General features: G+C 57.2%; 19 protein-coding genes. 11 read left to right on the top strand and 8 right to left on the bottom strand.

The features are described from left to right. The 4 genes from MX657_RS11765 to MX657_RS11750 form a co-directional block, all read right to left on the bottom strand. Positions 1-918 carry a LysR family transcriptional regulator gene (locus MX657_RS11765; RefSeq protein WP_346805847.1) on the bottom strand — a complete coding sequence of 306 codons (918 nt, stop codon included), beginning with the start codon at positions 916-918 and terminating at the stop codon, positions 1-3. A 1-nt stretch (position 919) separates the two neighbouring features. After that, complete coding sequence (locus MX657_RS11760) at positions 920-1906, bottom strand: MBL fold metallo-hydrolase (protein WP_346805846.1); 987 nt, start codon at positions 1904-1906, stop codon at positions 920-922. Positions 1907-2046: 140 nt separating this feature from the next. Then, positions 2047-2796, bottom strand: a complete 750-nt coding sequence (locus MX657_RS11755; protein WP_373274474.1) for a 5'-nucleotidase, lipoprotein e(P4) family — start codon at positions 2794-2796, stop codon at positions 2047-2049. An 86-nt stretch (positions 2797-2882) separates the two neighbouring features. Beyond that, positions 2883-3410: a GNAT family N-acetyltransferase gene (locus MX657_RS11750; protein WP_080329141.1), complete on the bottom strand. Its 528-nt coding sequence runs from the start codon at positions 3408-3410 to the stop codon at positions 2883-2885. Positions 3411-3542: 132 nt separating this feature from the next. Here MX657_RS11750 and treZ point away from each other — a divergent pair, with 132 nt between their 5' ends. The 3 genes from treZ to glgX are packed head-to-tail and all read left to right on the top strand — an operon-like array spanning position 3543 to position 9886. Beyond that, entirely contained in the window at positions 3543-5330 is a 1788-nt protein-coding gene (gene treZ / locus MX657_RS11745) for a malto-oligosyltrehalose trehalohydrolase (protein ID WP_346805845.1), read from the top strand. Then, the gene (gene treY, locus MX657_RS11740) at positions 5327-7795 is read left to right on the top strand and encodes a malto-oligosyltrehalose synthase (RefSeq protein ID WP_346805844.1); all 2469 of its coding nucleotides are present in this window, start codon (positions 5327-5329) and stop codon (positions 7793-7795) included. The genes treZ and treY overlap by 4 nt, the downstream gene beginning before the upstream one ends. A 15-nt stretch (positions 7796-7810) precedes the next feature. Further along, entirely contained in the window at positions 7811-9886 is a 2076-nt protein-coding gene (gene glgX / locus MX657_RS11735) for a glycogen debranching protein GlgX (protein ID WP_346805843.1), read from the top strand. A 1-nt stretch (position 9887) separates the two neighbouring features. On the opposite strand, the gene MX657_RS11730 is transcribed toward glgX, so the two are convergent. Further along, entirely contained in the window at positions 9888-10433 is a 546-nt protein-coding gene (locus MX657_RS11730; protein WP_346805842.1) for a winged helix DNA-binding protein, read from the bottom strand. A 201-nt stretch (positions 10434-10634) separates the two neighbouring features. Between MX657_RS11730 and MX657_RS11725 the strand changes: the two genes are divergently transcribed. From MX657_RS11725 to MX657_RS11715, 3 genes are read left to right on the top strand one after another with little or no spacing between them, the layout of a single operon-like run. Further along, a complete protein-coding gene (locus tag MX657_RS11725; RefSeq protein WP_028013182.1) occupies positions 10635-11357 on the top strand; it encodes a DUF969 domain-containing protein in 723 nt (240 codons plus the stop codon). Continuing rightward, positions 11354-12340 (top strand): DUF979 domain-containing protein, encoded by a 987-nt coding sequence (locus tag MX657_RS11720; protein WP_080329136.1) that lies wholly within the window; start codon positions 11354-11356, stop codon positions 12338-12340. Before MX657_RS11725 ends, MX657_RS11720 begins: the two co-directional genes overlap by 4 nt. Positions 12341-12349: 9 nt before the next feature. Next, on the top strand, positions 12350-13345 hold the full coding sequence (locus tag MX657_RS11715; RefSeq protein WP_346805841.1) for a DUF2891 domain-containing protein: 996 nt from the start codon (positions 12350-12352) through the stop codon (positions 13343-13345). Between the two features lie 56 nt (positions 13346-13401). Here MX657_RS11715 and MX657_RS11710 read toward each other — a convergent pair whose 3' ends face one another. Further along, on the bottom strand, positions 13402-14799 hold the full coding sequence (locus tag MX657_RS11710; RefSeq protein ID WP_346805839.1) for an MFS transporter: 1398 nt from the start codon (positions 14797-14799) through the stop codon (positions 13402-13404). 116 nt (positions 14800-14915) lie between these two features. Between MX657_RS11710 and MX657_RS11705 the strand changes: the two genes are divergently transcribed. Further along, positions 14916-15821, top strand: coding sequence for a LysR family transcriptional regulator (locus MX657_RS11705; protein WP_265193857.1), 906 nt, complete (start codon positions 14916-14918; stop codon positions 15819-15821). A gap of 4 nt (positions 15822-15825) precedes the next feature. On the opposite strand, the gene MX657_RS11700 is transcribed toward MX657_RS11705, so the two are convergent. Continuing rightward, complete coding sequence (locus MX657_RS11700; protein ID WP_346805838.1) at positions 15826-17280, bottom strand: Cu(+)/Ag(+) sensor histidine kinase; 1455 nt, start codon at positions 17278-17280, stop codon at positions 15826-15828. Continuing rightward, the gene (locus tag MX657_RS11695) at positions 17270-17953 is read right to left on the bottom strand and encodes a copper/silver response regulator transcription factor (protein WP_080329131.1); all 684 of its coding nucleotides are present in this window, start codon (positions 17951-17953) and stop codon (positions 17270-17272) included. Before MX657_RS11695 ends, MX657_RS11700 begins: the two co-directional genes overlap by 11 nt. 157 nt (positions 17954-18110) lie before the next feature. Between MX657_RS11695 and MX657_RS11690 the strand changes: the two genes are divergently transcribed. From MX657_RS11690 to silA, 4 genes are read left to right on the top strand one after another with little or no spacing between them, the layout of a single operon-like run. Continuing rightward, positions 18111-19496 carry an efflux transporter outer membrane subunit gene (locus tag MX657_RS11690; RefSeq protein WP_346805837.1) on the top strand — a complete coding sequence of 462 codons (1386 nt, stop codon included), beginning with the start codon at positions 18111-18113 and terminating at the stop codon, positions 19494-19496. Positions 19497-19519: 23 nt separating this feature from the next. Then, the gene (gene cusF / locus MX657_RS11685) at positions 19520-19861 is read left to right on the top strand and encodes a cation efflux system protein CusF (RefSeq protein WP_346805836.1); all 342 of its coding nucleotides are present in this window, start codon (positions 19520-19522) and stop codon (positions 19859-19861) included. A 12-nt stretch (positions 19862-19873) separates the two neighbouring features. Then, positions 19874-21124: an efflux RND transporter periplasmic adaptor subunit gene (locus MX657_RS11680; RefSeq protein ID WP_346805835.1), complete on the top strand. Its 1251-nt coding sequence runs from the start codon at positions 19874-19876 to the stop codon at positions 21122-21124. A 10-nt stretch (positions 21125-21134) separates the two neighbouring features. Continuing rightward, entirely contained in the window at positions 21135-24311 is a 3177-nt protein-coding gene (gene silA / locus MX657_RS11675; protein WP_346808550.1) for a Cu(+)/Ag(+) efflux RND transporter permease subunit SilA, read from the top strand. Positions 24312-24344 lie beyond the last annotated feature (33 nt).

Raw genomic sequence — 24344 nt, 5'->3', positions numbered from 1 at the left:
TCACGATCGCTCCTGACGTCCGGCGGCCTGCAGCAGTTGCTCACGCAGCCAGACGCTCGCCGGATCCTGACCGTTTTTCGGGTGCCAGTACATATAAAGGATAATCGGCTGGAGCGGCAGCGGCGGCGGGAATATATCCAGCGTCGCCGCAAACTGTCGCAGCATCCGTCCCGGCAGGGTGCATACCAGGTCGGTGCTGGCGACCAGCGGAGGCGCCATAGCGTAACTCTGAGTAGACATCACCACATTACGTTGATGGCCGAGTCCGGCCAGGGTTTGATCGACAAAGCCGGTAAACGGATCGCCTTCCGATGACACCACCAGATGAGCAAGGGCGCAGTAGCTTTCCAGATCCAGCGGACCTGTCCCGCGCGGGTGTTCTTTACGCTGGGCGGTGGCAAACGCGTCGTCGAGCAGTTTGCGCCTGACCCAGCCGTCATGCGCCCCCGCGCTTACGCCGATGTAAATATCTACGTCACCGTATTCCAGCTGTTGCGGCAATTTGGCCATATCAGGCAGGGCGAAGCGCAGACGTATCCCCGGCGCATCGGTGCTTATCTGGTTCAGCAATTCGCTGCCCAGCATCAGCGCCGGGTTTTCATGTAGCGCGATAACAAAGGTCCGGGTGCTGGTCTTCGCATCAAACGCGGTGGGAGCAAACATCGCGCTGATGCCGCGTAAAACGCTTTCAACCTGCGGCTTCAGCGCCTCCGCTCTCGGGGTGGGTAACACCCCGCGTCCATGTGGGGAGGGGATAAACAGCGGTTCGCCAAAGAGCGCGCGCAGACGCGCCAGGCGGGCGGATAGCGCGGGCTGGCTGATGCCCAGCCGCGCGGCCGCGTGGGTGATGTTCCTGTCCTGAAGCAGAGCGTCCAGCGTCAGGAGCAGGTCTATGTCCATCTCAGAAACGGGCACCATTTTATTTCGCGCTGCTGGCGTCCCGGTTGGTATAGGTGACGGGGACCCAGGCATAGCCGCCTTTCTCACCTTTCGTCACGTATCCGATACCCGGGAAAGGCAGATGGGGCGCGGCAACCAGGTCTCTGTTTTTCACAAAGTCTGCGAACGCCTGCTCGCGCACGCGGGCCGCGCTGTCCTGATCCTGATCGTAGGCGATAGTGACCTCAGGCCGCGGGAACTGGACTGCCGCAACGTGGATAACGTCACCGATGAAGGTGATCTTCTCGCCTTTACTTTCAAGCGTGTAGAAGGCCGAGCCCGGCGTATGTCCGGGGTGAACCGTGCCGGTAAGCCCTGGAAGAATTTCAGAGGTCCCGCTAAACGGCACCACTTTGCCGGCGTCAAGATAGGGCTTTAAGGTTTTCTGCGCGACGTCAAAGTAGTTCTGGTCGTAGCCGGTTTTTTTCTGATTGTCTTCGTTAAAAAAAAAGTCGACGTCCGGCTTGCCGAGGTAAACGCGCGCGTTGCTGAACACCACCTTGCCGTCTTTCACCAGGCCGCCTGCATGATCGGAGTGGGCGTGGGTCAGCAGGACTTCAGTGATGTCCTCGGGTTTAATCCCCTGGGTGGCGAGGCTCTCAATCAGACGTCCGCCGTTGCCGGGGCCAAAGAGCTGGCCTGAGCCCGTATCTACAAGAATTTTATGTCCGGGCATCGCAATCAGGAACGCGTTGATGGACACCTCAGGCGGGTTGGTCTGAAAATTTTTCGCGAGCAGCGCATCAATTTTTTGCGGCGTTGTCCGGCGCAGCAGTTTATGCAGATCCTGCGCGACGGTCCCGTCCGTAAACGAGGTGACCAGAACGTCGCCGACCTGAACGCTGTATCCACCCGCCGGTTGTTTAACAACGTGCTGCGGCGTCTCTGCCGATGCCTGCAGCGCAGGGTAGAAAAGCAATGAGCTGGAAATCAACGTGGACAGGGCAAGTTTTTTCACGGTAAGCATACGAGTCTCCTTTGAAAGCGCTCATCTTACTTCTTCGTAAAATTATAAGAACCTGCCCGGAAATGATAGGACCTATAAACGGGATAAATAGCAAAGCGCAAAGGCCGGGGAGGAGGGAACCTTTCCCGGCTCATAAAACATTATTTTTTCAGCGGCGCGCTCCAGCTGTCCGGGGTGGCTTTCGACCAGGAGCCATAAGCGGCATTAGGCAGCACAATCCAGTCGTTACCGAAGTGTTCGGCGCTGGCCTCAACCAGCTCACGCTGCTGCTCGCTCGGCTTTTTGTTTTTAAACTGCACGGCGAAATCCGGCAGGCTGTCGCCAAACAGCATCACGATCTGCTGCTTTTTGAGGATGCTCTGGCGACGCTCTTCCTTGCTGACCGTATCCAGAAGCACGCTTTCATCGGACACCTGCGGAAGTCCCAGGGCTGTTAACGTTCTGAGCGTATCGGCTTTATTTTCCTGCATGCGGTCCGAGACATAATAGATACGGACCTTGCTTTGATTCACATGGTCAAGAAACGCCTTCGCACCAGGAATTAAGCCAGGTTTTCCCTGTTTTTCCCAGTCGCTCCAGGTGTCCCATTTTGTAAAGTCGTGACACTGCTCCGTATCGCGCACCAGCAGAGGGGTGTTATCCAGTACCGTTTCATCCAGATCCATTACCACGGCGTAATTTTCAGGCGTTTTCAGATCTTTTAACTTTTCGTTGAAACGCTCGGTGGCAAACCGATACGTCTGCAGCTGAAGAGCCATGATCTCTGCTGATTTCTGCTGATAGCGCAGCGCCATTTCGTACGCTTTGGGTTCACACAGGTCGCCCCCGGCGGCCGTCGCCGTTGCCGTTGCACTCAAAACAGGTAATGCCAGCAGTAATGCCTTAGCCATTGAATTCACACTTCTTTCCTTTACACCGTGGTTAAAATTCCGAAAGCGTAATGAAATTCAATGACAGAAATATGAAGGCCGCGTTGCTAAACCAGCATGTAATACCAGAACAGGGCGACCTCGTCTTTTTCCGGTAAGGCGTTGTAGAGATAGCGATCGTATCCGCCCAGGGTAAACCCGTAATGACGATAAAACAGACAGGCAGAGACGTTCACATTTTGTGTTTCAAGCCGTAGTCCCGGCGCGTTTACGCTTCGGGCCCAAACGTGCGCGGCGGCCATCAGTTTTTGCGCGGCGCCGGTTCGGCGTTTCGTACGCTCCACGGCGATGTAGTCCACCGAAATAAACTTATTCCAGCCGATTGACGCGGTAATAAATCCCGCTATTTCACCGTCATCCGTTTCGGCGACAAGAAAGATGGCGTCCGGATTAACGCAGTGGTTTTCAAGGGTTTGGATGTCGAGCTCGTAGGTTTTAATCCAGGGCTCGGCAACGGCTTCAATATGCAAATCACCGTGGATAAAAGGCTCTCTGGCGATGCGGCTAATGGTGAAAGAAAAGTCACAGCATTCAAGGCGTGGGAGATCGGTATTTAATCCTTTTCGAATCTGCATAGTATTCCCGGTAGTGAGTTATTTCATAAAGAATAGACGAAGCGGTTAAAACCGCTGAGGTAACACACTTGTGATCCTGAACTAAGCTTGTACTTCGTTCCGCGTAAAATGTGGGTCATTCGAGGACAATGAATGGAATTCAGGACATTTCAAAAGCAGTGGGGTGCTGAGTTTATTTCCGATGACGTGGTACGTTTTCGCGTCTGGGCAGAAGGACAGAAAGAACTTACGCTACGCCTTGCCGCCACCGATACGCCGATGAGTGCCGTCGGCGGCGGCTGGTTCCAGGCCGACGTGAACGGCGTCGCGCACGGTACAGAGTATCAGTTTGTCTTGCAGGACGGCATGACGGTACCCGACCCGGCCTCGCGCGCGCAAAAGGGCGACGTTAACGGCCCCTCCGTTGTTATCGATCCCCGGCGCTATCAACCGGTTAACCGGGAATGGGCAGGACGGCCCTGGGAAGAGACGGTCATTTACGAACTGCACGTCGGCACGTTTACCCCTGAAGGCACCTTCCGGGCGGCTATCGATAAGTTGCCGTATCTTGCCGAGCTTGGCATAACCCAGATCGAAGTCATGCCCGTCTCCCAGTTTGGCGGATCCCGCGGCTGGGGCTACGACGGCGTGCTGCTGTATGCCCCGCACTCTGCCTACGGTACGCCGGAGGATTTCCACGTATTTATCGATGCCGCACACGGGCTGGGGCTTTCCGTGGTGCTGGATATCGTGCTCAACCACTTCGGCCCGGAGGGGAACTACCTGCCGCTATTGTCGCCCGCGTTTTTCGATGCGAATCGAATGACGCCGTGGGGCAACGGCATCGCTTACGAGCGCGAGCCGGTGAGGCAGTACATCACCGACGCGCCGCTCTACTGGCTGACGGAATATCGTCTGGACGGCTTACGGTTTGATGCCATCGACCAGATTAAAGACAGCTCGCAGACGCACGTCCTTCAGGAGATCGCAGAGAAGATCCGCGAGGCGATCCCGCACCGTCACGTTCACCTGACCACGGAAGACAGCCGCAACGTCATTTTCCTGCACCCGCGCGATGAACAGGGCAACACCCCGCTGTTCACCGCAGAGTGGAATGATGATTTCCACAATGCTGCCCACGTGTTTGCCACCGGCGAAACGCACGCGTACTACCAGGATTTTGCGCCTGAGCCGGAGAAAAAATTCGCCCGGGCGCTGGCGGAAGGCTTTGTGTATCAGGGCGAGATTTCGCTGCAAACCGGCGAATCGCGCGGGGTGGAGTGCCGCACCCAGCCGCCGCAGTTCTTCGTCGATTTTATCCAGAACCACGATCAGACCGGGAATCGCGCCCAGGGGGAGCGGCTTATCACCCTCGCGGGGGCCGATAAAACGCGAGTGCTGCTTGCCGCGCTGCTGCTTTCCCCCCATATCCCGCTGCTGTTTATGGGCGAGGAGTTCGGTGAAACGCACCCGTTCCTGTTCTTCACCGATTTTCACGGCGATCTGGCAAAGGCGGTGCGGGAAGGGCGCGCAAAAGAGTTTACCGGCCATGCCGGGCACGATGACACCGTCCCGGATCCGAACGACGTGAACACGTTTGTTCGTTCAAAGCTCGACTGGCATAAGATTGCTACCGACGAAGGGAAAACGTGGCTGCGCTTCACGCGCCATCTGCTGACGTTGCGCCATCGCTATATCGTTCCGCTTCTGCATCAGGGCAGCACCGTTAAGGGCAAGGCGATCGAGACCGCGCCCGGCATGGTAGCGGTGAACTGGCGCTTCCCCTCCGGGACGCTCTCTCTGGCGCTCAATATCGGCCCTAAGCCTGTCGACTTGCCCGCGCTCGCAGGGGAGACACGCTTCGCCTGGCCGGAGGTAAAGGACGTTTTGCCGCCGAACAGTATTGTCGTTCGCTTTGCTGATGGAGACGCATCGCTATGATCCCTTCCGCCACGTACCGTATCCAGTTCCGCAACGGCATGACGTTTGACCGCGTTGTCGGGCTGGTGCCGTATCTGAAAGACCTCGGCATCAGCCACCTCTACGCTTCGCCCGTGTTTACTGCCACAACGGGTTCTACCCACGGCTATGACGTGACCAACCCGAATGAAATTGCCCCCGCAATTGGCGGTCGGGAAGGGTTTGACCGCATGGCCGCGGCGCTCAGGCAGGCCGGCATGGGGCTGATTCTGGATATTGTCCCGAACCATATGTCCACCTCGCTGGAAAACGCCTGGTGGCGGGACGTGATTGAATACGGCCAGCAGAGCCGCTATTTCCGCTATTTCGATATCGACGCGTCGCGCCCCCTTACGCTACCGTTTCTCGGCGATACCTTTGAGGCGGAGCTGGAGAAGGGGGCCATCACCTTAAAACGTGACACTGTCACGAAAAAAGCCGCTCTGGTCTATTATGACGCCGAGTATCCGCTCAACCCGGGCACGTACAGCGAGGATAAGAGCATCGCTGAACTGCATGACGCGCAAAGCTGGCGGCTGATGTCCTGGCGGGAAGCGCCGAAGCAGCTCTCGTGGCGGCGCTTCTTTGAGATCACCGGTCTGGTCGGCGTTCGGGTGGAAGATGACGCCGTCTTCGACGATTCGCACCGGCTGATCCTGGAGCTGGTCCACGCGGGCGTGGTAGACGGCCTGCGCATTGACCACGTCGACGGCCTGGCCGATCCGCTGGGCTATCTGCAGCGCCTGCGGCAGAAAACCGGACCCGACTGCTACATCACGGTTGAAAAAATCCTCGCGAAGGGAGAACAGCTCCCCGCAGACTGGCCGGTATCCGGCACCACCGGCTACGAGTTTATCGCCTCGCTGGCGGAAGTGCTGGTCGACGACGATAACCTCTCGCGCCTGGAGACCATCCACGACGAGACGCTGGGCGTCACGGTCGATCGGCATGCTGAACTGCGCGATGCCAAGGGCCTGATGACCGATCGTAATTTTGAGGGCGAGTTCACCACGCTGCTAAACCATGCGGACGATCTGGCCCAACGCAATGACGTTGCGCTGCCGCGCGAGGAGATCCGCCACGCGCTGCGCGAGCTGCTTATCGCCTTTCCGGTGTACCGCACCTATGGCACCCGCGAAGGTTTAACCCCGCCGGACGTGGCGCTGCTCAACCGCGTGATTGCCAGCGTGGAGACCTCCGAAGCGGCCCTGAGCCTGATTGTGCGCATTCTTACCGGCGATCTGCCGGAAGATTGCCGCGACTCCGCCGCGCTGTTCAGAACCCGCTTCCAGCAGCTGACCGGGCCGCTGATGGCGAAGTCGGTGGAGGACACGCTGTTCTTTCGCCACAACCTGGAGCTGGCGCTCAATGAAGTGGGCGCTGACCCGACGCCGCGCGCGTTCTCGTTATCCCGTTTTCACCAGGAGATGCGCATTCGTCTCGCCCGTCAGCCCGACGCGCTGCTGGGCACCTCCACGCACGATACCAAGCGCGGAGAAGACGCCCGGGCGCGGCTCTACACCCTGACGGAGGCGCCGGAACGCTGGGGAGAAAATCTCGCCCGCTGGCGACAGATGAACCAGACCCAGGTGCGTTTTCTCAACGACGGCACCGCGCCCAACGCTGCCGATACCTGGATGATCTATCAGGCGCTGGCGGGGGTCTGGCCCGCCACGCTGTCGCCTGATGATGCCGAAAGGCTTGCATCGCTGGAGACGCGTTTCCTCGGCTTCCTTGAGAAAGCGCTTCGCGAGGCAAAGCAGCGCACCGACTGGACAGACAGCAACGAGAGCTATGAGAGCGTGGTGCTGAGCTACGCGCGGTATCTGCTGTCCCCGGATAACACGCTCTTTTTGCAGGATTTCAGCGAGGCGATGCAGCCCTTTATCCGTGCCGGACTGATGAACAGCCTCAGCCAGACGGCGATCAAGCTGACGGCTCCCGGCGTGCCGGATATCTATCAGGGCAGCGAAGCGCTTAACTTTAGCCTCGTCGACCCGGATAACCGACGTGAGCCGGACTTCAACGCGTTGGTGCAAAACCTCAGCGCGGCGGATGCCACGGTGTTCGACAACCCGGCGTGCTGGCGGGACGGCAGGGTTAAACAATTTGTCACCGCCACGCTGCTGCGGCTGCGGCCGCATTACGACGCGCTTTTCCGCTACGGCGACTGGCTGCCGCTCAAGGTTTCCGGCGAGCGCGAGGAGAACCTGATTGTCTATGCGCGGGTTAAGGACGAGGAGGCGCTGATTGTTGCCGTGCCGCGGCTGGTCTTTGGCGTCACCGACAACGCAAAACTATGGGTCAATACCAGGGTAGCGATACCCGAGGAGCTGGCGGGGAAACGCTATCGGGATCTGTTCAGCGGTGAAAGCCGCATTCTGCAAGAGACGCTGGATTTAACGTCTGAAACGGGATGTTTATTAGTTCTGCTTACCTGCGAATAATCGTGGAGAACGAAAATGGCAAAGGATACTACGTTTGAAATTCGGGCCGGTCATGGCCAGCAGTTGGGTGCTAATTATGACGGGAAAGGGGTCAACTTCGCGCTGTTCTCCGCGCACGCTGAGCGGGTGGAGCTCTGTCTGTTTGACCCGTCCGGGAAAACCGAAATCGCCCGGCTGGAGCTGCCGGAGTATACCCATGAGGTCTGGCACGGCTATGTGCCCGATCTGAAACCCGGTGCGCTTTATGGCTATCGCGTCTACGGCCCCTACGATCCGGAAAACGGCCACCGCTTCAACCCGCATAAGCTGCTTATCGACCCGTATGCCCGAGAACTGGTGGGTGATATCGACTGGAACGACGCCCATTTCGGCTATGAGCTGGGGCATGAGGAGCTGGATCTTAGCTTCGATACGCGGGACAGCGCGCCGTTCACGCCAAAATGCAGGGTTATCGACCCGAACGCTTTCGACTGGCAGGACAACAACCGGCCAAACGTGCCCTGGCCGCATACCGTCGTCTATGAGAGCCACGTGAAGGGTTTTACCCAGATGAACCCGGCCATTCCGCCCGAACTGCGCGGCACGTTTGAGGGCATGGGGCACAAAGCCTCGGTCGACTACATCAAAAGCCTCGGCATTACCTCGGTGGAGCTGCTGCCGGTTCACTGGTTCCCGGACGATCAGCATCTGCTCGACCGCGGCCTGAAAAACTTCTGGGGCTATAACACGCTCGGCTTTTTTGCCCCGGCGTCGCGCTACTACGGCCCGGCAGGGATCCAGGGCTTTCGCGATATGGTGCGCGCGTATCATGACGCGGGCATCGAGGTGATTCTGGACGTAGTTTACAACCACACGGCGGAAGGTAATGAGCTGGGGCCAACGCTCTCGTTTAAGGGTATTGATAACTACAGCTACTACCGCACCCTGCCGGACCAGCACCGGTATTACATTAACGACACCGGGACGGGGAACACGGTGAATACCTCGCACCCGCGCGTGCTGCAGATGGTGATGGATTCCCTGCGCTACTGGGCCGAATCCATGCATATTGACGGTTTTCGCTTCGATTTAGGCACCATTCTTGGCCGCGAGCCCGAAGGGTTTGACCCACGCGGCGGTTTCTTTGATGCCGTCACCCAGGATCCGGTGCTCTCGAAACTCAAGCTGATCGGCGAACCGTGGGATATCGGCCCCGGCGGCTATCAGGTCGGTGGCTTCCCGCCGGGCTGGGGGGAGTGGAACGACAAATACCGCGATACCGTTCGTGAGTACTGGAAGGGGGACAACGTCTCGACGGACTTTGCCGCGCGCCTGCTGGGCTCCGGCGATCTGTACGATCTGCGCGGTCGTCGCCCGTGGGCCAGCGTCAACTTTATCACCGCTCACGACGGCTTTACGCTGAATGACCTGGTCTCGTACAACGAGAAGCATAACGCCGATAACGGCGAGGACAATAACGACGGGCATAACGATAATCGCTCGTACAACTATGGCGAAGAAGGGCCGACGGAGAACCCGGATATTATTGCCACCCGCGAACGGCAGAAGCGTAATTTCCTGACTACGCTGCTGTTTTCCCACGGCACGCCGATGCTGCTGGCGGGGGATGAGTTTGGCCGCACGCAGAAGGGCAACAACAACGGCTACTGTCAGGACAGCGAGATCTCATGGATCGACTGGAACGGGCTGTCCGAATACGACGCGGAGCTGCGCGACTTTACCCGCCATCTCATTGCGCTTCGCGCATCGCAGCCGCTGCTGCGTCGTGAAAGCTGGCGCGACGGGCTGGAGATCCGCTGGTTCAATGCCGGAGGGGGGCCGCAGCAGGCGGAGCAGTGGGATGAAGGCTCGACGCTCGGGGTTTCCATCAGCAGGCCCGACCTTGTTCAGGAGGACGGCATCTGGCACGACGTGCTGATGCTGTTCAATCCGTTCGAAGGGACGGTTCCGTTCCAGATCCCGCAGTTTGGTGAAGGAGGATGGGTGCTGGAGCTGTCTACGGCGGATGACGCTGCCGCCGGGACAGCGATCACCGAAACCGTAGAGTACGACCTGGCCGGACGCAGTATTACCCTGTTCAGACGTCCGTGATTCAGAGTGATGCCGCCGCCCGGGCGGCGGTGTCATACAGGGAGGAGATCGCGCGTAACAGCTGCGCGGTTTCGCCGATCGATTTCCCGGAAATGCCGCTCTCCGCGTGGATCGCGATAAGACACGCTTCCCGCACGTCCCGGTATTTCATGCACAGCGCTTTCCCTTCCTCCGTGGTGGAGAAAAAGAGCTCTTTCCCTGCCTTCTCGCTCGTCACGTAGCCCGCTTTGACCAGCTTTTTCAGAGCATAGGTCACCACATGGGTGTCTTCCACGTTGAGAACAAAGCAGATATCGGCCAGCTTTTTCTTGCGGTCGCGGTGGTTTACGTGGTGGAGAAGCGAAACGTCAAAAGCGCCCATATCCGGCTCTCCGGCTGCGGTCATGCAGCGCACCATCCATTTGTTAAACGCGTTGCTGGTCATGATCAGCGCGTACTCCAGCTCTGACAGTTCCGCGCAGCGCTCGGACACCAGATGGCGGGAAGAGACGATCCGGCCATCGTTGATATCGTCTTGATGGGGTAAGGCACTCTTTTTTGCGGTCATAACGTTCCTTAGCCAGAAATGTAAACTCGTCGATAAAATAAGAACATTTTATTGATAAATTGTTTACATGTTTTTGTGGTTCAGATATAGCTTTTTAGCGCAGGTTTTTCGAAGCCTGACGAAAAAACACAACATCGCTCGCCGCAAATTAAAAAAATAGCCGTCGGCGCGCAACGCTCACTTTCGATAGGGTAAACGTTTATGGACGGTACTACGCTGCTGCCGCTGATCGGGATACCGATCGTGGTTATTGGTTTTGCACTGCGCTTCAACCCGCTGCTGGTGGTCGTAGTGGCGGGGCTGGCGACGGGTCTGCTGGTCGGCATGGATTTCGGGATGCTGCTGGAGACCTTCGGCGAGAAGTTTGTGAATAGCCGATCGCTGGCGACCTTCATCCTGATCCTGCCGGTGATCGGTCTGCTGGAGTATTACGGGCTTAAAGAGCGCGCCCAGGCCTGGGTGGCGAAGATCGCCAGCGCCACCTCGGCGCGTATTCTGATGCTCTACTTTGTGGCGCGTGAAGGTACGGCGGCGCTGGGATTGATGTCCCTAGGCGGTCATGCCCAGACGGTGCGCCCGCTGCTGGCGCCGATGGCCGAAGGGGCCGCGCTGAACGAATATGGCGAGCTGCCGCAGCACATCCGCGACAAAATCAAAGCTCATGCCGCCGCGTGCGACAACATCGCGGTCTTCTTTGGGGAAGATATCTTTATCGCCTTTGGTGCGGTGCTGCTGATTGACGCCTTCCTGAAGGAAAACGGAATTGAAGGGATCGAGCCGTTGCACATCGGCCTGTGGGCCATTCCAACTGCCATTGCTGCATTGATTATTCATATGACGCGCCTGCTGCGCCTGGATGCCAGCATCCGTCGCGACGTCATGGCCTGGCGAGCAGAGCAGGGTACCCAGGGGGCCGCGCAATGATGACGCTTATCACCATTAACCGCGTGTACTATCTGATCGGCTTTGTCGTCATGCTGCTGGTTGTGATGACCCTGCGCGACCGCGCTAATCCGAAGCGTTTTACCACCGCGCTGTTCTGGTTCTTATTCGGCGGGATCTTCCTGTTTGGTGACCTGATGGTTCAGGAGCTGGGGAAATCGCTGGCGTACCGGATCGTTGGCGGGTGCGTTATCGCTATCGCGCTGCTGGCAGGTTTCGGGCTTGTCGGGAAAGGGCATTATAAAATGGCCTCCGACGAGGAACGCGTTGCCTCATCGAACCGGCTCAAAAACTGGCTGTTCCTGCCCGCGCTGATGATCCCGGTGGTGACGGTTATCGGGACGCTGTTCCTGAAGGGCGTGTCGATTGGTGGCGTTTATCTTCTCGACCAGAAACAGCTTACTCTTGCGGCGCTTTGCGTGGCCTGCGTCGCGGCGATCCTCACCGGCTGGTGGCTGACCAAAGGCACGCCGCTGCACGCCATTCGTCAGTCTCGTCGTCTTGTCGATACCATCGGCTGGGCGGTGATCCTGCCGCAGATGCTGGCGATGCTCGGCGGCGTGTTCGTGGCGGCCAATACCGGTGATTCGGTGCAGAAGGTGGTGAGCCTGTTCGTGAACCCGGACAGTCGCTTCATGCTGGTGGTGATTTACTGCGTGGGCATGGCGCTGTTTACCATGATCATGGGTAACGCCTTTGCGGCATTTCCGGTGCTGAGCGCGGGGATCGCCTTGCCGTTCCTGATCAACGTGCATCACGGTAATCCGGCACCGTTGCTGGCGATTGGCATGTACGCGGGCTACTGCGGCACGCTGATGACGCCGATGGCCGCGAACTTCAATATCGTTCCCGCCGCGCTGCTGGAGCTGAAAGACAAATATCAGGTGATCAAAATCCAGATCCCGACCGCGTTAACCCTGCTGGTGGTGAACGTGTTCCTCATGTATTTCCTCGTGTTTCGCTAAGGAGCTGTTATGGAATTGACGCAACATCAGGCTGACGCGTTTGCCCGCATGCCTTTAACCTATTTGCGCCAGGAATACCCGAACCACATCATGCATCTGCTGAATGATGATGGCGACGTTCTGCCGCCTCGCGAGCTGCACCCGATTTTCTACGGCTGTTTTGACTGGCATTCGGCGGTGCACGGCTACTGGCTGCTGCTGCGCTGTGTGCGCCTCTACCCGGAACTGCCGAGCCGGAATGACATCGTTGCGCTTTTCGACGAGCACCTGACCGAGCAGAACGTGGCGAAGGAGCTGGCCTATTTCACCGCGCCGTTCCGCGCCTCGTTCGAACGCCCCTATGGCTACGGCTGGCTGCTGGCGCTGGCCCAGGAGCTGAAACAATCGTCTCTGCCGCAGGCCGCAGGCTGGTACCAGACGCTGGAGCCGTTAACCCAGGATATTCGCAACCGGCTGGTGGATTACCTCAGCAAGCTTACCTATCCGATCCGCGTCGGGACGCACTACAACACGGCGTTTGCCCTCGCGCTGGGGCTGGACTACGCCCGAGCCGTGGAAGATAGCGCGCTTGAGCAGGCGATTGTGACGGCGGCGGAGCGGTTTTACCTCGCGGATACGCGCTATCCGGCCCATTACGAACCCGGTGGCGATGAGTACATTTCTGGCGCGCTGACGGAAGCGCTGCTGATGAGCAAGGTCGCAGAGAATTTCCCGGCCTGGTTCGACGCGTTTCTTCCGGATGTCGGCTCCATTGCGGCGCTGATGAACCCGGCGGAAGTGAGCGACCGAACCGACCCGAAAATCGCCCATCTCGACGGGTTAAACCTCAGCCGCGCGTGGTGTATGAAGCATATTGCCCGCGCGCTTCCCGCAAATCATCCGGCGCAGCAGGCGCTGAGTGATGCCGTGGCGAAACACCTGACGGCAAGCGTGGAGCATGTGGTGGGTAGCCACTACAGCGGCGGGCACTGGCTGGCGAGTTTTGCGCTGCTGGCTCTTGAATAAACGAACGAGTCGTCTTTTTTGCCGGGTGGCGGCTTTGCCTTACCCGGCCTACCGCACTACATAGGCCCGTGCAAGCGTAGCGCCGCCGGGCGCTGCCTGCTCACGCTAAACAAAACAGCCCCCGTCGAGGCGATGACGGCTATCCACAGCGCAAAATGTACGGCCCGGTCATGGTCTGATTCGGTCGTCGCAAGCAGCACACCCACCGCGGCGGTACCAAGGCACTGGCCGAACGTCCTGACGATAGACAACACGCCCGATGCATAGCTGGCATATTCCCGCGCCACGTTAGCGAGCATCTCCCGGTTATTGGGGCTCTGGAAACACCCAAAACCTATCCCACACACCAGGCTGCGCAGGCAGATATTCCATGCCGAAGGGTTTTCCGGCATCGTCGCCAGCAGAATCAGGCCGCAGACAAAAACGATCAGCCCAATGGTTGAAATCAGCGGCGCGGAAATCGTATCCGCCCAGCGCCCCGCGTGTGGCGCGATGATCACGATACCAATCGGCCACGGAGTAAAAAGCAGCGCGGATTCGAGCGGGGTATAGCCATACACGCTCTGAAACAGGAACGGCAGGGCGACAAACGTAATGCCCTGGCTGACAAACGAGGCCAGTGAGGTCAGGGCGGCAAGCGTGAAGCGGCCATTGCTGAACATCACGGGAGGCAGCAAAGGGCTTCGGGTCCGTCGAATATGCCAGATAAAGGCGATGGCGCTAAGTATGGCAAGCATCGCCCAGCAAGCGGTCTCCTGACTGATGTGCCGGGAATGGTTAGCGGTCACGATTGTTGAACCTAACAGGACTGCCGAGAGCACCGCGCCAGCCGTGTCAAAGGGCATTTTTTGAGACGCGGATCCACGCGGTAACGCCTTCCAGGCCAGCAGCAGCGCAACGCTTCCCGGAATAATGTTAATGGCAAACAGCCATTCCCAGCGCAGAGCCTCGAGGATCGACCCGCCGAGCACGGGGGCTATGGCCGTACTGGCGGCAATCAGCAGGGCGTGGAGCCCCAGAACGCGGCCAAGCAGTCGCCCGGGAAAAACGGAGCGCAGTATCCCCGGAGCGATACTCAGCGTGGCCGCGCCGCCTGTGCCTTGCAAAATACGCATTCCGATCAGCACGTCTGGCGTTGTTGCCAGCGCGCAGCCGAGCGAGGCGATCGTAAAGGTGGCAAGCCCGGCGAGAAATACCGAACGATAGCCCACGCGCGCCGCCAGCGCCGCGAAGATGGCCAGCGTCATCGCCGCCGACAGCAGGTAACCGTTGGCAAACCATACCGCGATATCCGCAGAAACCTTCATTGCGTTTGCCATCGAAGGCAGCGCAACGTTAATCATGGTGCCGTCAAAGACGCCCATCAGCGTGGTGGTCATCAGTGCGATCATTACCCGCGCGCGTTCATGGCCGGGTAAGCCGTCATCACCGGGTTGGTTGGAGAAGAGTGTCATCGTTTGACTCCAGAGAAGAATAGTGATGACGAAACTATAATCATGGGATATACAGGGCGGAAGACGCAGCGTTTGCACTTAATCGTTGCACACAACGCCTTATGTAAGGAGTCATCGTGTCGGATCCTGATTTTAATCTGCTTGTTGCCCTCGACGTCCTGCTGGCTGAAGCCAGCGTAGCGGGCGCGGCGCGACGCTTAAACCTGAGCACCTCCGCCATGAGCCGCACCCTGAACAGGCTGCGGGAGGTGACCGGCGATCCTATTCTGGTGAGGGCCGGTCGGCATATGGTCCTGACCCCCTGGGCCGAAGCCACCCGGGATCGCGCCAGAAGCGCCGTGCATGAGGCGAGGGCGGTCCTGCTGCCCTCCACGGAAACGCTGAATGTTGAGCGTATGGAGCGCCTCTTCACCATCAGGGCCAACGACGGTTTTGTGGTGGCGTTTGGGCCCATGCTCATTGCCGCAGTGGCGAAGGCGGCGCCCGGGGTGTGCATCCGTTTCTCGCCGAAACCTGAGAAAACGTCGCGCTATTTACGCGAAGGACTGGTTGACCTGGAAATTGGCGTGCAGAGCAATATGGGGCCTGAAATACGTCTGCAAAGACTTTTTCAGGATCGCTTTGTTGGCGCAGTACGGCAGGGCCATCCGCTGGCCTTGCTGTCGTCAGTCAGTCTTGACGATTATGTTTCATGGGGACACGTGGTGGCCTCACCAGACGGATCCCTGCACGGGTTTGTCGATGACGCGCTGGCGGAGCGCGGGATGAAACGCAAAATCGCCAGCGTGGTGCCCGGTTTTCCAACGGCGCTATCCGTGGCGCTGACGTCCGATCTGATTGCGCTGGTTCCGGCGCTCTATTTGCTCAATCAGCCGATGTCTGAACACGTGCATGTTTTTGAACTGCCCTTTAAGGCCAGAAGCATTACAGTGTCACAAATGTGGCATCCGCGCATGGAAAGGGACCCGGGCCACCGGTGGCTCAGGGAGAAAGTGCTGGAAGTATGCCAGGCCGTGCGCTGACCGCTCAAGCAGTTTTTTTCGGCACGCTGAGGATGAATCGCGTCGATACCGCGTCAGACTCCACGCGGATTTTTCCGTGGTGTGCGGTAACGATGGACTTGACGATGGCAAGACCAATTCCGCTGCCTTCGCCTTTACGCTGTCTTGACGGATCCACCCGGTAGAAACGGTCAAACAGCCTCGGCAGATGTGCTTCCGGGATGGCGGTGCCGGGGTTCTCCACCACCACTTCAACATCGCTTTCCTGCTCCCTGAGCGAGATGGTCACCGTTTTCCCCTCCGGGGTATAGCGCAGGGCATTGGATAACAGATTATTAATCGCTCTTCTGAACATCTGCGGATCGCCCTCCGTCAGGCACGGCAGCCCGTTACATTTCAGCGTGATGTTGCGTTCTTCGGCCCAGGCTTCGAAGAAATCGAACACTTTCATGACTTCCGCACGCAAATCAAACATCACCCGATCCGGGATCAGCTGATTATTGTCCGCCTGCGCCAGGAAAAGCATGTCGCTGACCATCCGGGTCATCCGGTTGTACTCTTCAAGGCTGGAGTACAGAACGTCTTCAAGCTCTTTTTGAGAGCGGTTCTGGCTCAGCGCGATTTCGGTTTGCGTCACCAGGTTGGTAATGGGGGTTCTGATCTCGTGGGCGATATCGGCAGAGAAATTGGCCTGTCGGGTAAAGACATCTTCAATCTTTTCAATCATATGGTTGAAGGAGATGACAAGCTGTTCCAGCTCAACGGGCACGCGCGAGGGCTCCAGGCGCGCGTCAAGATTCTCCGAGGTGATATTTTTAATGGCGGTACTGACGTTACGCAGGGGCAAATGCCCCTGGCGTACCGCAACGCGAATGACAAAAATAATCAGCAGGCTCATCGCTGCGGCAATGGCAAACAGATTCTTTTTCAGCGCATCGAGGTAATGCAGATGAAAATTAATGGAGAGCCCGATCAGCATCACGTAGCCCTGCGTTTTACCCTGCAACGTCACCGTTCCCGAAGAGGCGATAATCCGGTACGTTTCCATTTGCATGCCGGACCCGGCATGCATGGGATCAGCAGAGTCTTCGACCGTCCAGAGAAACACGTCCTGCGCGCGACGGTGTGCATTGAAATCCGTCGTATTCATCGCGGGGCGTAATGCCGTCCCTTGCGCCGAGCTGAAAAGGGTATTTCCCTGCGGATCGAGAAGCAGGACGGCCAAGTTGCGGTAGCTGGCAATCGACTCGTTAAGCTTGCTGATTTTCTTTTGGTCGGGATCGGCCGGAGACTGCAGGATGCGGTGCATCGCGGTGCTGATCTGTTGCAGGTCGCTGATATCCTGCTCGGCGAAATGCTTTTCAACGGACTGCAGCATAAACCAGGTAAAGGCGAAAAAGGCCAGGATGGTGGAGAGACTGATAAAGAAGGTCAGCCGCAGGGCAAGCGAGAAAGGGCGCCTGAAGAGCTTAGCGCGCATCCGGTGCCTCCAGCATATAGCCCACGCCGCGCACGGTCTGGATCAGCTTCGGTTCAAAATCGTTATCGATTTTCGCGCGCAGCCTCTTTACCGCCACATCAATCGCGTTCGTGTCGCTGTCAAAGTTCATGTCCCAGACCTGGGAGGCAATCAGCGAGCGGGGCAGCACTTCTCCCTGGTGGCGCAGGAAAAACTCCAGCAGGCTGAACTCTTTACTGGTGAGCAGGATCCGGTTTCCGGCGCGGCTGACTTTTCGCGAAACGAGATCGACCGTCAGGTCAGCCGCCTGAAGCTGGCTTTCTGCGATCACCGTATTTCCGCGTCTTAACAGCGTCCTGACCCGGGCGAGCAGCTCCGCAAAGGCAAACGGCTTAATCAGATAATCGTCCGCGCCCAGCTCAAGCCCCTTCACCCGGTGTTCAATGGTGCCGAGCGCCGTGAGTAACAGTATGGGCATCCCTTTGCCCGCTGAGCGGAGCATGCGGACAATATCCCAGCCGTTCACATCGGGTAGCATGATATCCAGGATCAGCAAATCATAATCAGCGGTCATGGCGAGATGGTAGCCGGTCAGGCCGTTGTCCGCGCGATCCACCACAAACCCCGCTTCAGTCAGCCCCTTACTCAGGTACTCACCGGTTTTAATCTCGTCTTCAACGATCAGTAATTTCATCTTGCTCCCCAGGCTGGCTGCTGAGGACATTCTATTGTGCCCGCGATCATTAACAATGACATACGTTAAAGATGACAACATTGTCATTATCCTGTCACCCGTCAAACAGGATGCGTTCCGTAGAGTAGCCCTCGTCAAACTCTGGACGAGATGCGTTATGTTCCTGTTAAAACGACTAAGCATCAGTACGGTATTTATCCTTGCAGGCTGCGTCTCGCTGGCCCCCGAGTACCAGCGGCCCACATCACCGGTACCCCGGCAGTTTTCGCTTTCCCGCAACGGCCTGACGCCCGCGGCTTCAGGCTATCAGGACACTGGCTGGCGTCACTTTTTTGCCGATCCTCAGGTTGCCGGGCTGATTACAGAAGCCCTGAAGAATAACCGCGATGTAAGAATGGCCGCCCTGAAGGTCGAAGAAGCCCGGGCGCAGTTCAACGTGACGGATGCGGATCGTTATCCTCAGCTGAATGCCTCCTCGGGTATTACCTACCGCGGCGGGCTGAAAAGTGACAAACCCACCGCGCAGCAGTATGACGCGGGCCTGGCGGTTAGCTACGATCTCGACTTTTTCGGCAGGCTCAGAAACATGAGCGAGGCCGACCGGCAAAACTATTTCGCCAGTGAAGAAGCGCGTCGCGCGGTGCATATTTTGCTCATCGCAAACGTGTCGCAAAGCTATTTCAATCAGCAGCTGGCGTTTAAACAGCTGCGTATTGCGCGGGATACCCTGAAAAATTACCGGCAGTCTTATGCTTTCGTTGAGCGGCAGCTGGTGACGGGCAGTACGAACGTTCTGGCGCTGGAGCAGGCCCGTGGCCAGATTGAAAGTACCCAGGCAGAGATTGCCAAAAGAGAGGGGGAGCTGGCGCAGGCCAGTAACGCCCTGCATCTGGTCCTGGGAACCTATCGCGCATTGCCGGATGATGGCGGAATGAATGCCCGAGATATTACGCCGGTAAAACTGCCGCCTCATCTTTCATCAGAAATCCTGCTGCAGCGCCCGGATATTATGGAGGCGGAGTATCAGCTAAAAGCGGCAGATGCGAATATTGGCGCAGCGCGCGCGGCCTTTTTCCCGTCCATTTCACTGACCAGCGGGCTTTCAACAGGCAGTACGGAATTATCAAGCCTGTTCACCACGGGAAGCGGAATATGGAATTTTATCCCTAAAATTGAGATCCCCATCTTTAATGCGGGCAGGAATAACGCCAACCTGAAATTAGCGGAAATTCGCCAGCAGCAATCGGTGGTGAATTATGAGCAAAAAATCCAGTCCGCCTTCAAACAGGTCGCGGACGCGCTTGCGCTGCGGGACAGTATTAACCAGCAAATTGACGCGCAGCAGCGGTATCTTGCTTCACTGCATATTACTTTACAGCGTGCCAGAGGATTATATTCCGGCGGTGCCGTCAGCTATATCGACGTGCTCGATGCGGAACGTTCTCTTTTCTCCACGCAGCAAACTATTCTCGACCTTATTTATGCCCGTCAGGTGAATGAAATTAATCTCTTCACTGCGCTGGGTGGTGGTTGGGTCGAATAAATTAATCAAAGAGGAAAATAAAAATGCGTAATTCACTTAAAGCCGTTGTGTTCGGCGCAATCGCCGTGATGTTTTCTGCCAGCCTCCAGGCGGAGGTTCATCAGCACGAGGGGATGCGTGCCGCCAGTGACGAGGCCCCGGAGCAAATTATCCACGGCAAGGGCGTCGTAAAAGAGATCGATCTTACGAATAAAAAAATCACCATTTCTCATGACGCTATCCCGGCGGTCGGCTGGCCTGCAATGACCATGCGCTTCACGTTCATCAAGGCTGACGAGAGTATTAACGTGCTGAAGTCTGGCAGCCCGGTCGATTTTACCTTTGTTCAGCAGGGAAATATCTCTTTACTCAAGAGCATTAAATAGGCGAGATACGGCATGGCCTCATTAAACATAAAATATGCTGCCATCATACTCAGCAGCCTTATTGCAGGAGGGCTGATATCCGTGACGGCATGGCAGGCTTTTCATTCATCTGAAAAAACGGAAAATAGCGCCACAGAAAGAAAGGTGCTGTTCTGGTATGACCCGATGAAGCCAGACGTTAAATTCGATAAGCCCGGTAAATCCCCGTTTATGGATATGGACCTGGTGCCGAAATATGCGGATGAAAACGAGAATAAAAGCAGGGCCGGGATACGTATTGACCCGACCCAGGTTCAGAACCTGGGTTTAAAAACGCAAAAGGTGACGCGCGGAACGCTGAATTATGCCCAGACGATCCCGGCTAACGTCAGCTATAACGACTATCAGTTTGTTATTGTGCAGGCGCGTGCGGAAGGCTTCGTTGAGAAAGTATACCCATTGACGACCGGCGATCGCGTGAAGAAAGGTACGCCGCTCGTTGATATGACTATTCCGGACTGGGTAGAAGCGCAGAGTGAATTTTTACTGTTATCCGGCACCGGCGGCACGCCCACGCAGATTAAAGGGGTGCTTGAACGGCTGCGGCTGGCCGGTATGCCGGACGACGATATTCAGAGACTGCGCGCGACCCGCACCATCCAGACTCGTTTTACCATTAAGGCTCCCATCGACGGGGTGATCACGGCATTCGATCTGCGTACCGGAATGAATATTTCCAAAGATAAGGTGGTGGCGCAAATTCAGGGCATGGATCCGGTCTGGATCAGCGCGGCGGTGCCTGAGTCTGTCGCATATCTGCTGAAAGATACCTCACAGTTTGCTGTTTCGATACCGGCCTGGCCGGATAAATCTTTCCCGGTGGAGAAATGGAGTCTTTTGCCGAGCGTGGATCAAACCACCCGTACGCTGCAGGTGCGTCTGCAGGTTTCTAATAATGACGAACTGCTGAAGCCGGGCATGAACGCGTACCTGAAGCTGAATACGCAAAGCCAGGAGATGCTGCTCATCCCGTCACAGGCCGTGATTGATACCGGTAAAGAACAGCGAGTGATTACCGTTAATGCAGACGGGCGCTTTGTGCCGAAACCGATCCACGTTTTGCATGAATCTCAGCAGCTGTCCGGTATTGGTAGCGGGCTGGAAGAAGGGGAGTCGGTGGTGGTCAGCGGCCTGTTCCTGATTGACTCGGAGGCCAATATTACCGGCGCGCTGGAGCGTATGCGTCAGGCTGACACCGCTGACGACGCGCATTCCGGCCATTAAGGAGACGATGATGATTGAATGGATTATCCGCCGATCGGTCGCTAACCGTTTCCTGGTCATGCTGGGGGCGCTGTTCCTCAGCGTCTGGGGAACATGGACCATCATCAACACCCCGGTCGATGCCTTGCCGGATCTGTCTGATGTTCAGGTGATTATCAAAACAAGCTATCCCGGCCAGGCCCCGCAGATTGTTGAAAACCAGGTCACCTATCCGCTCACGACCACCATGCTGTCGGTTCCCGGCGCAAAGACCGTGCGAGGTTTTTCCCAGTTTGGCGATTCGTATGTGTACGTCATTTTTGAAGATGGCACCGATCTCTACTGGGCCCGTTCGCGCGTGCTGGAGTACCTGAATCAGGTTCAGGGCAAACTGCCTGCCGGGGTGAGCTCTGAAATTGGCCCTGATGCCACGGGCGTGGGCTGGATATTTGAGTATGCGCTGGTGGATCGCAGCGGAAAACACGATCTCGCCGAATTGCGTTCATTGCAGGACTGGTTCCTGAAATTTGAGCTGAAAACCATCCCGAACGTGGCCGAGGTCGCGTCGGTGGGCGGTGTGGTTAAGCAATACCAGATTCAGGTTGATCCACTAAAGCTGACCCAGTTCGGCATCAGCCTGCCGGAGGTTAAGCTGGCGCTTGAATCGTCGAACCAGGAAGCAGGGGGATCGTCGGTTGAAATGGCGGAAGCGGAGTATATGGTCCGCGCCAGCGGTTATCTACAGGCGCTGGATGATTTTAATAACATCGTCCTGAAAACCGGCGAGAACGGGGTACCGGTTTATCTCCGCGACGTCGCCCGCATACAGACGGGGCCGGAAATGCGACGCGGCATTGCCGAGCTGAACGGGCAGGGGGAAGTGGCGGGTGGCGTGGTGATCCTGCGCTCTGGCAAAAACGCACGCGACGTTATCACTGCGGTGAAAGATAAACTCAACACGCTGAAGGCCAGCCTGCCGGAGGGCGTTGAGATTGTCACAACCTACGATCGCAGCCAGTTAATTGACCGTTCTATTGATAACCTGAGCTACAAACTCCTCGAAGAGTTCATTGTGGTGGCCATCGTCTGCGCGCTGTTTCTCTGGCACGTCCGCTCCGCGCTGGTGGCGATTGTTTCTCTGCCGCTTGGCCTGTGTATTGCCTTTATCGTCATGCATTTCCAGGGGCTGAACGCCAACATTATGTCGCTGGGCGGGATCGCCATTGCCGTCGGGGCGATGGTGGATGCTGCCATCGTGATGATTGAAAACGCGCATAAACGGCTGGAAGAGTGGGATCACCAGCATCCGGGAGAAGAGATTGATAATGTTACTCGCTGGAAGGTGATCACTAACGCCTCTGTGGAAGTGGGGCCCGCGCTGTTTATCAGCCTGCTGATTATTACCTTGTCGTTCATTCCCATCTTCACCCTGGAGGGGCAGGAAGGGCGGCTGTTTGGCCCGCTGGCCTTTACCAAAACGTACTCCATGGCGGGTGCAGCCGCGCTGGCCATCATTGTGATTCCTATTCTGATGGGATTCTGGATCCGGGGAAAAATTCCCGCCGAGACCAGCAACCCGCTGAACCGACTGCTGATTAAAGCTTATCATCCGCTGCTGATCAGGGTTCTCCACTGGCCCAAAACAACGCTGTTCGTTGCCGCCTTATCTATCCTTACGGTGATCTGGCCCTTAAGCCAGGTGGGCGGCGAGTTTCTGCCGAAGATCAACGAGGGCGATCTGCTGTATATGCCGTCCACGTTACCCGGCGTGTCGCCGGCAGAAGCTGCTGCGCTATTGCAGACCACGGACAAACTCATCAAAACCGTGCCCGAGGTGGCCTCTGTTTTTGGCAAGACCGGTAAGGCGGAAACGGCAACGGATTCCGCACCGCTCGAAATGGTGGAAACCACCATTCAGCTTAAGCCGGAGGATCAATGGCGGCCAGGCATGACGATGGACAAGATCGTTGACGAGCTGGATAAAACCGTTCGTTTGCCCGGCCTGGCAAATCTCTGGGTGCCGCCTATTCGAAACCGCATTGATATGCTCTCAACCGGGATCAAAAGCCCGATAGGTATCAAGGTGTCCGGTACCGTTTTGTCTGATATCGACGCGACGGCGCAAAGCATCGAGGCGGTAGCGAAAACCGTGCCGGGCGTGGTGTCAGCCCTGGCTGAACGTCTGGAGGGCGGGCGCTACATTGATATTGATATCAACCGGGAAAAAGCGTCCCGCTACGGGATGACGGTGGGTGACGTGCAGCTGTTTGTCTCCTCGGCCATCGGCGGCGCGACGATGGGGGAAACGGTAGAGGGCGTTGCCCGGTACCCGATAAACATTCGCTATCCTCAGGACTACCGGAACAGCCCGCAGACGCTGAAAGAGATGCCGATTCTGACGCCGATGAAGCAGCAGATCACGCTGGGCGATGTGGCTGATATTAAGGTCGTTTCTGGCCCGACTATGCTGAAAACGGAGAATGCGCGTCCTGCCAGCTGGATTTACATCGATGCACGGGGCAGGGATATGGTGTCGGTGGTGAACGACATTAAGACGGCCATCAGCCAGAACGTTAAGCTAAGACCAGGTACCAGCGTGTCCTTCTCCGGGCAGTTTGAACTGCTCGAACACGCCAATAAGAAGCTGAAGCTGATGGTGCCGATGACGGTGATGATCATCTTCATTCTGCTGTATCTGGCGTTTCGTCGCGTGGATGAGGCGTTGCTGATCTTGATGAGTCTGCCATTTGCCCTGGTCGGTGGCATCTGGTTCCTGTACTGGCAGGGCTTCCATATGTCTGTCGCAACCGGCACCGGGTTTATCGCTCTGGCCGGGGTGGCGGCAGAATTTGGGGTGGTCATGCTGATGTATTTACGTCATGCCATTGAGGCGAATCCGGCATTGTTCCATCGGGACACGTTCACCGAAAAGGGGCTTGATGACGCGCTTTATCATGGCGCCGTGCTGCGCGTGCGGCCAAAGGCGATGACCGTGGCGGTGATTATTGCTGGCCTGTTGCCGATACTCTGGGGGACGGGGGCAGGGTCGGAAGTCATGAGCCGGATAGCGGCACCCATGATTGGCGGAATGATTACGGCGCCGCTGCTGTCGCTGTTTATTATTCCGGCGGCGTATAAGTTAATTTGGTTGCGCAGGCAGAGAAAAATGACAGCATTTCCTGAAGATGACAGGGTAAACATTAGCTGATAAATTAGCTATTCAATTACCTATTCATAAAGT

The organism is Enterobacter chuandaensis (assembly GCF_039718975.1).
Classification (GTDB): domain Bacteria; phylum Pseudomonadota; class Gammaproteobacteria; order Enterobacterales; family Enterobacteriaceae; genus Enterobacter; species Enterobacter chuandaensis.
This window is presented reverse-complemented; position numbering and strand designations above follow the sequence as displayed.

Bases quoted from the DNA above. Each gene is read 5' to 3' on its own strand.
- MX657_RS11765 (WP_346805847.1), bottom strand. From the start codon at position 918: ATGGTGCCCGTTTCTGAGATGGACATAGACCTGCTCCTGACGCTGGAC.
- MX657_RS11760 (WP_346805846.1), bottom strand. From the start codon at position 1,906: ATGCTTACCGTGAAAAAACTTGCCCTGTCCACGTTGATTTCCAGCTCA.
- MX657_RS11755 (WP_373274474.1), bottom strand. From the start codon at position 2,796: ATGGCTAAGGCATTACTGCTGGCATTACCTGTTTTGAGTGCAACGGCA.
- MX657_RS11750 (WP_080329141.1), bottom strand. From the start codon at position 3,410: ATGCAGATTCGAAAAGGATTAAATACCGATCTCCCACGCCTTGAATGC.
- treZ (WP_346805845.1), top strand. From the start codon at position 3,543: ATGGAATTCAGGACATTTCAAAAGCAGTGGGGTGCTGAGTTTATTTCC.
- treY (WP_346805844.1), top strand. From the start codon at position 5,327: ATGATCCCTTCCGCCACGTACCGTATCCAGTTCCGCAACGGCATGACG.
- glgX (WP_346805843.1), top strand. From the start codon at position 7,811: ATGGCAAAGGATACTACGTTTGAAATTCGGGCCGGTCATGGCCAGCAG.
- MX657_RS11730 (WP_346805842.1), bottom strand. From the start codon at position 10,433: ATGACCGCAAAAAAGAGTGCCTTACCCCATCAAGACGATATCAACGAT.
- MX657_RS11725 (WP_028013182.1), top strand. From the start codon at position 10,635: ATGGACGGTACTACGCTGCTGCCGCTGATCGGGATACCGATCGTGGTT.
- MX657_RS11720 (WP_080329136.1), top strand. From the start codon at position 11,354: ATGATGACGCTTATCACCATTAACCGCGTGTACTATCTGATCGGCTTT.
- MX657_RS11715 (WP_346805841.1), top strand. From the start codon at position 12,350: ATGGAATTGACGCAACATCAGGCTGACGCGTTTGCCCGCATGCCTTTA.
- MX657_RS11710 (WP_346805839.1), bottom strand. From the start codon at position 14,799: ATGACACTCTTCTCCAACCAACCCGGTGATGACGGCTTACCCGGCCAT.
- MX657_RS11700 (WP_346805838.1), bottom strand. From the start codon at position 17,280: ATGCGCGCTAAGCTCTTCAGGCGCCCTTTCTCGCTTGCCCTGCGGCTG.
- MX657_RS11695 (WP_080329131.1), bottom strand. From the start codon at position 17,953: ATGAAATTACTGATCGTTGAAGACGAGATTAAAACCGGTGAGTACCTG.
- MX657_RS11690 (WP_346805837.1), top strand. From the start codon at position 18,111: ATGTTCCTGTTAAAACGACTAAGCATCAGTACGGTATTTATCCTTGCA.
- cusF (WP_346805836.1), top strand. From the start codon at position 19,520: ATGCGTAATTCACTTAAAGCCGTTGTGTTCGGCGCAATCGCCGTGATG.
- MX657_RS11680 (WP_346805835.1), top strand. From the start codon at position 19,874: ATGGCCTCATTAAACATAAAATATGCTGCCATCATACTCAGCAGCCTT.
- silA (WP_346808550.1), top strand. From the start codon at position 21,135: ATGATTGAATGGATTATCCGCCGATCGGTCGCTAACCGTTTCCTGGTC.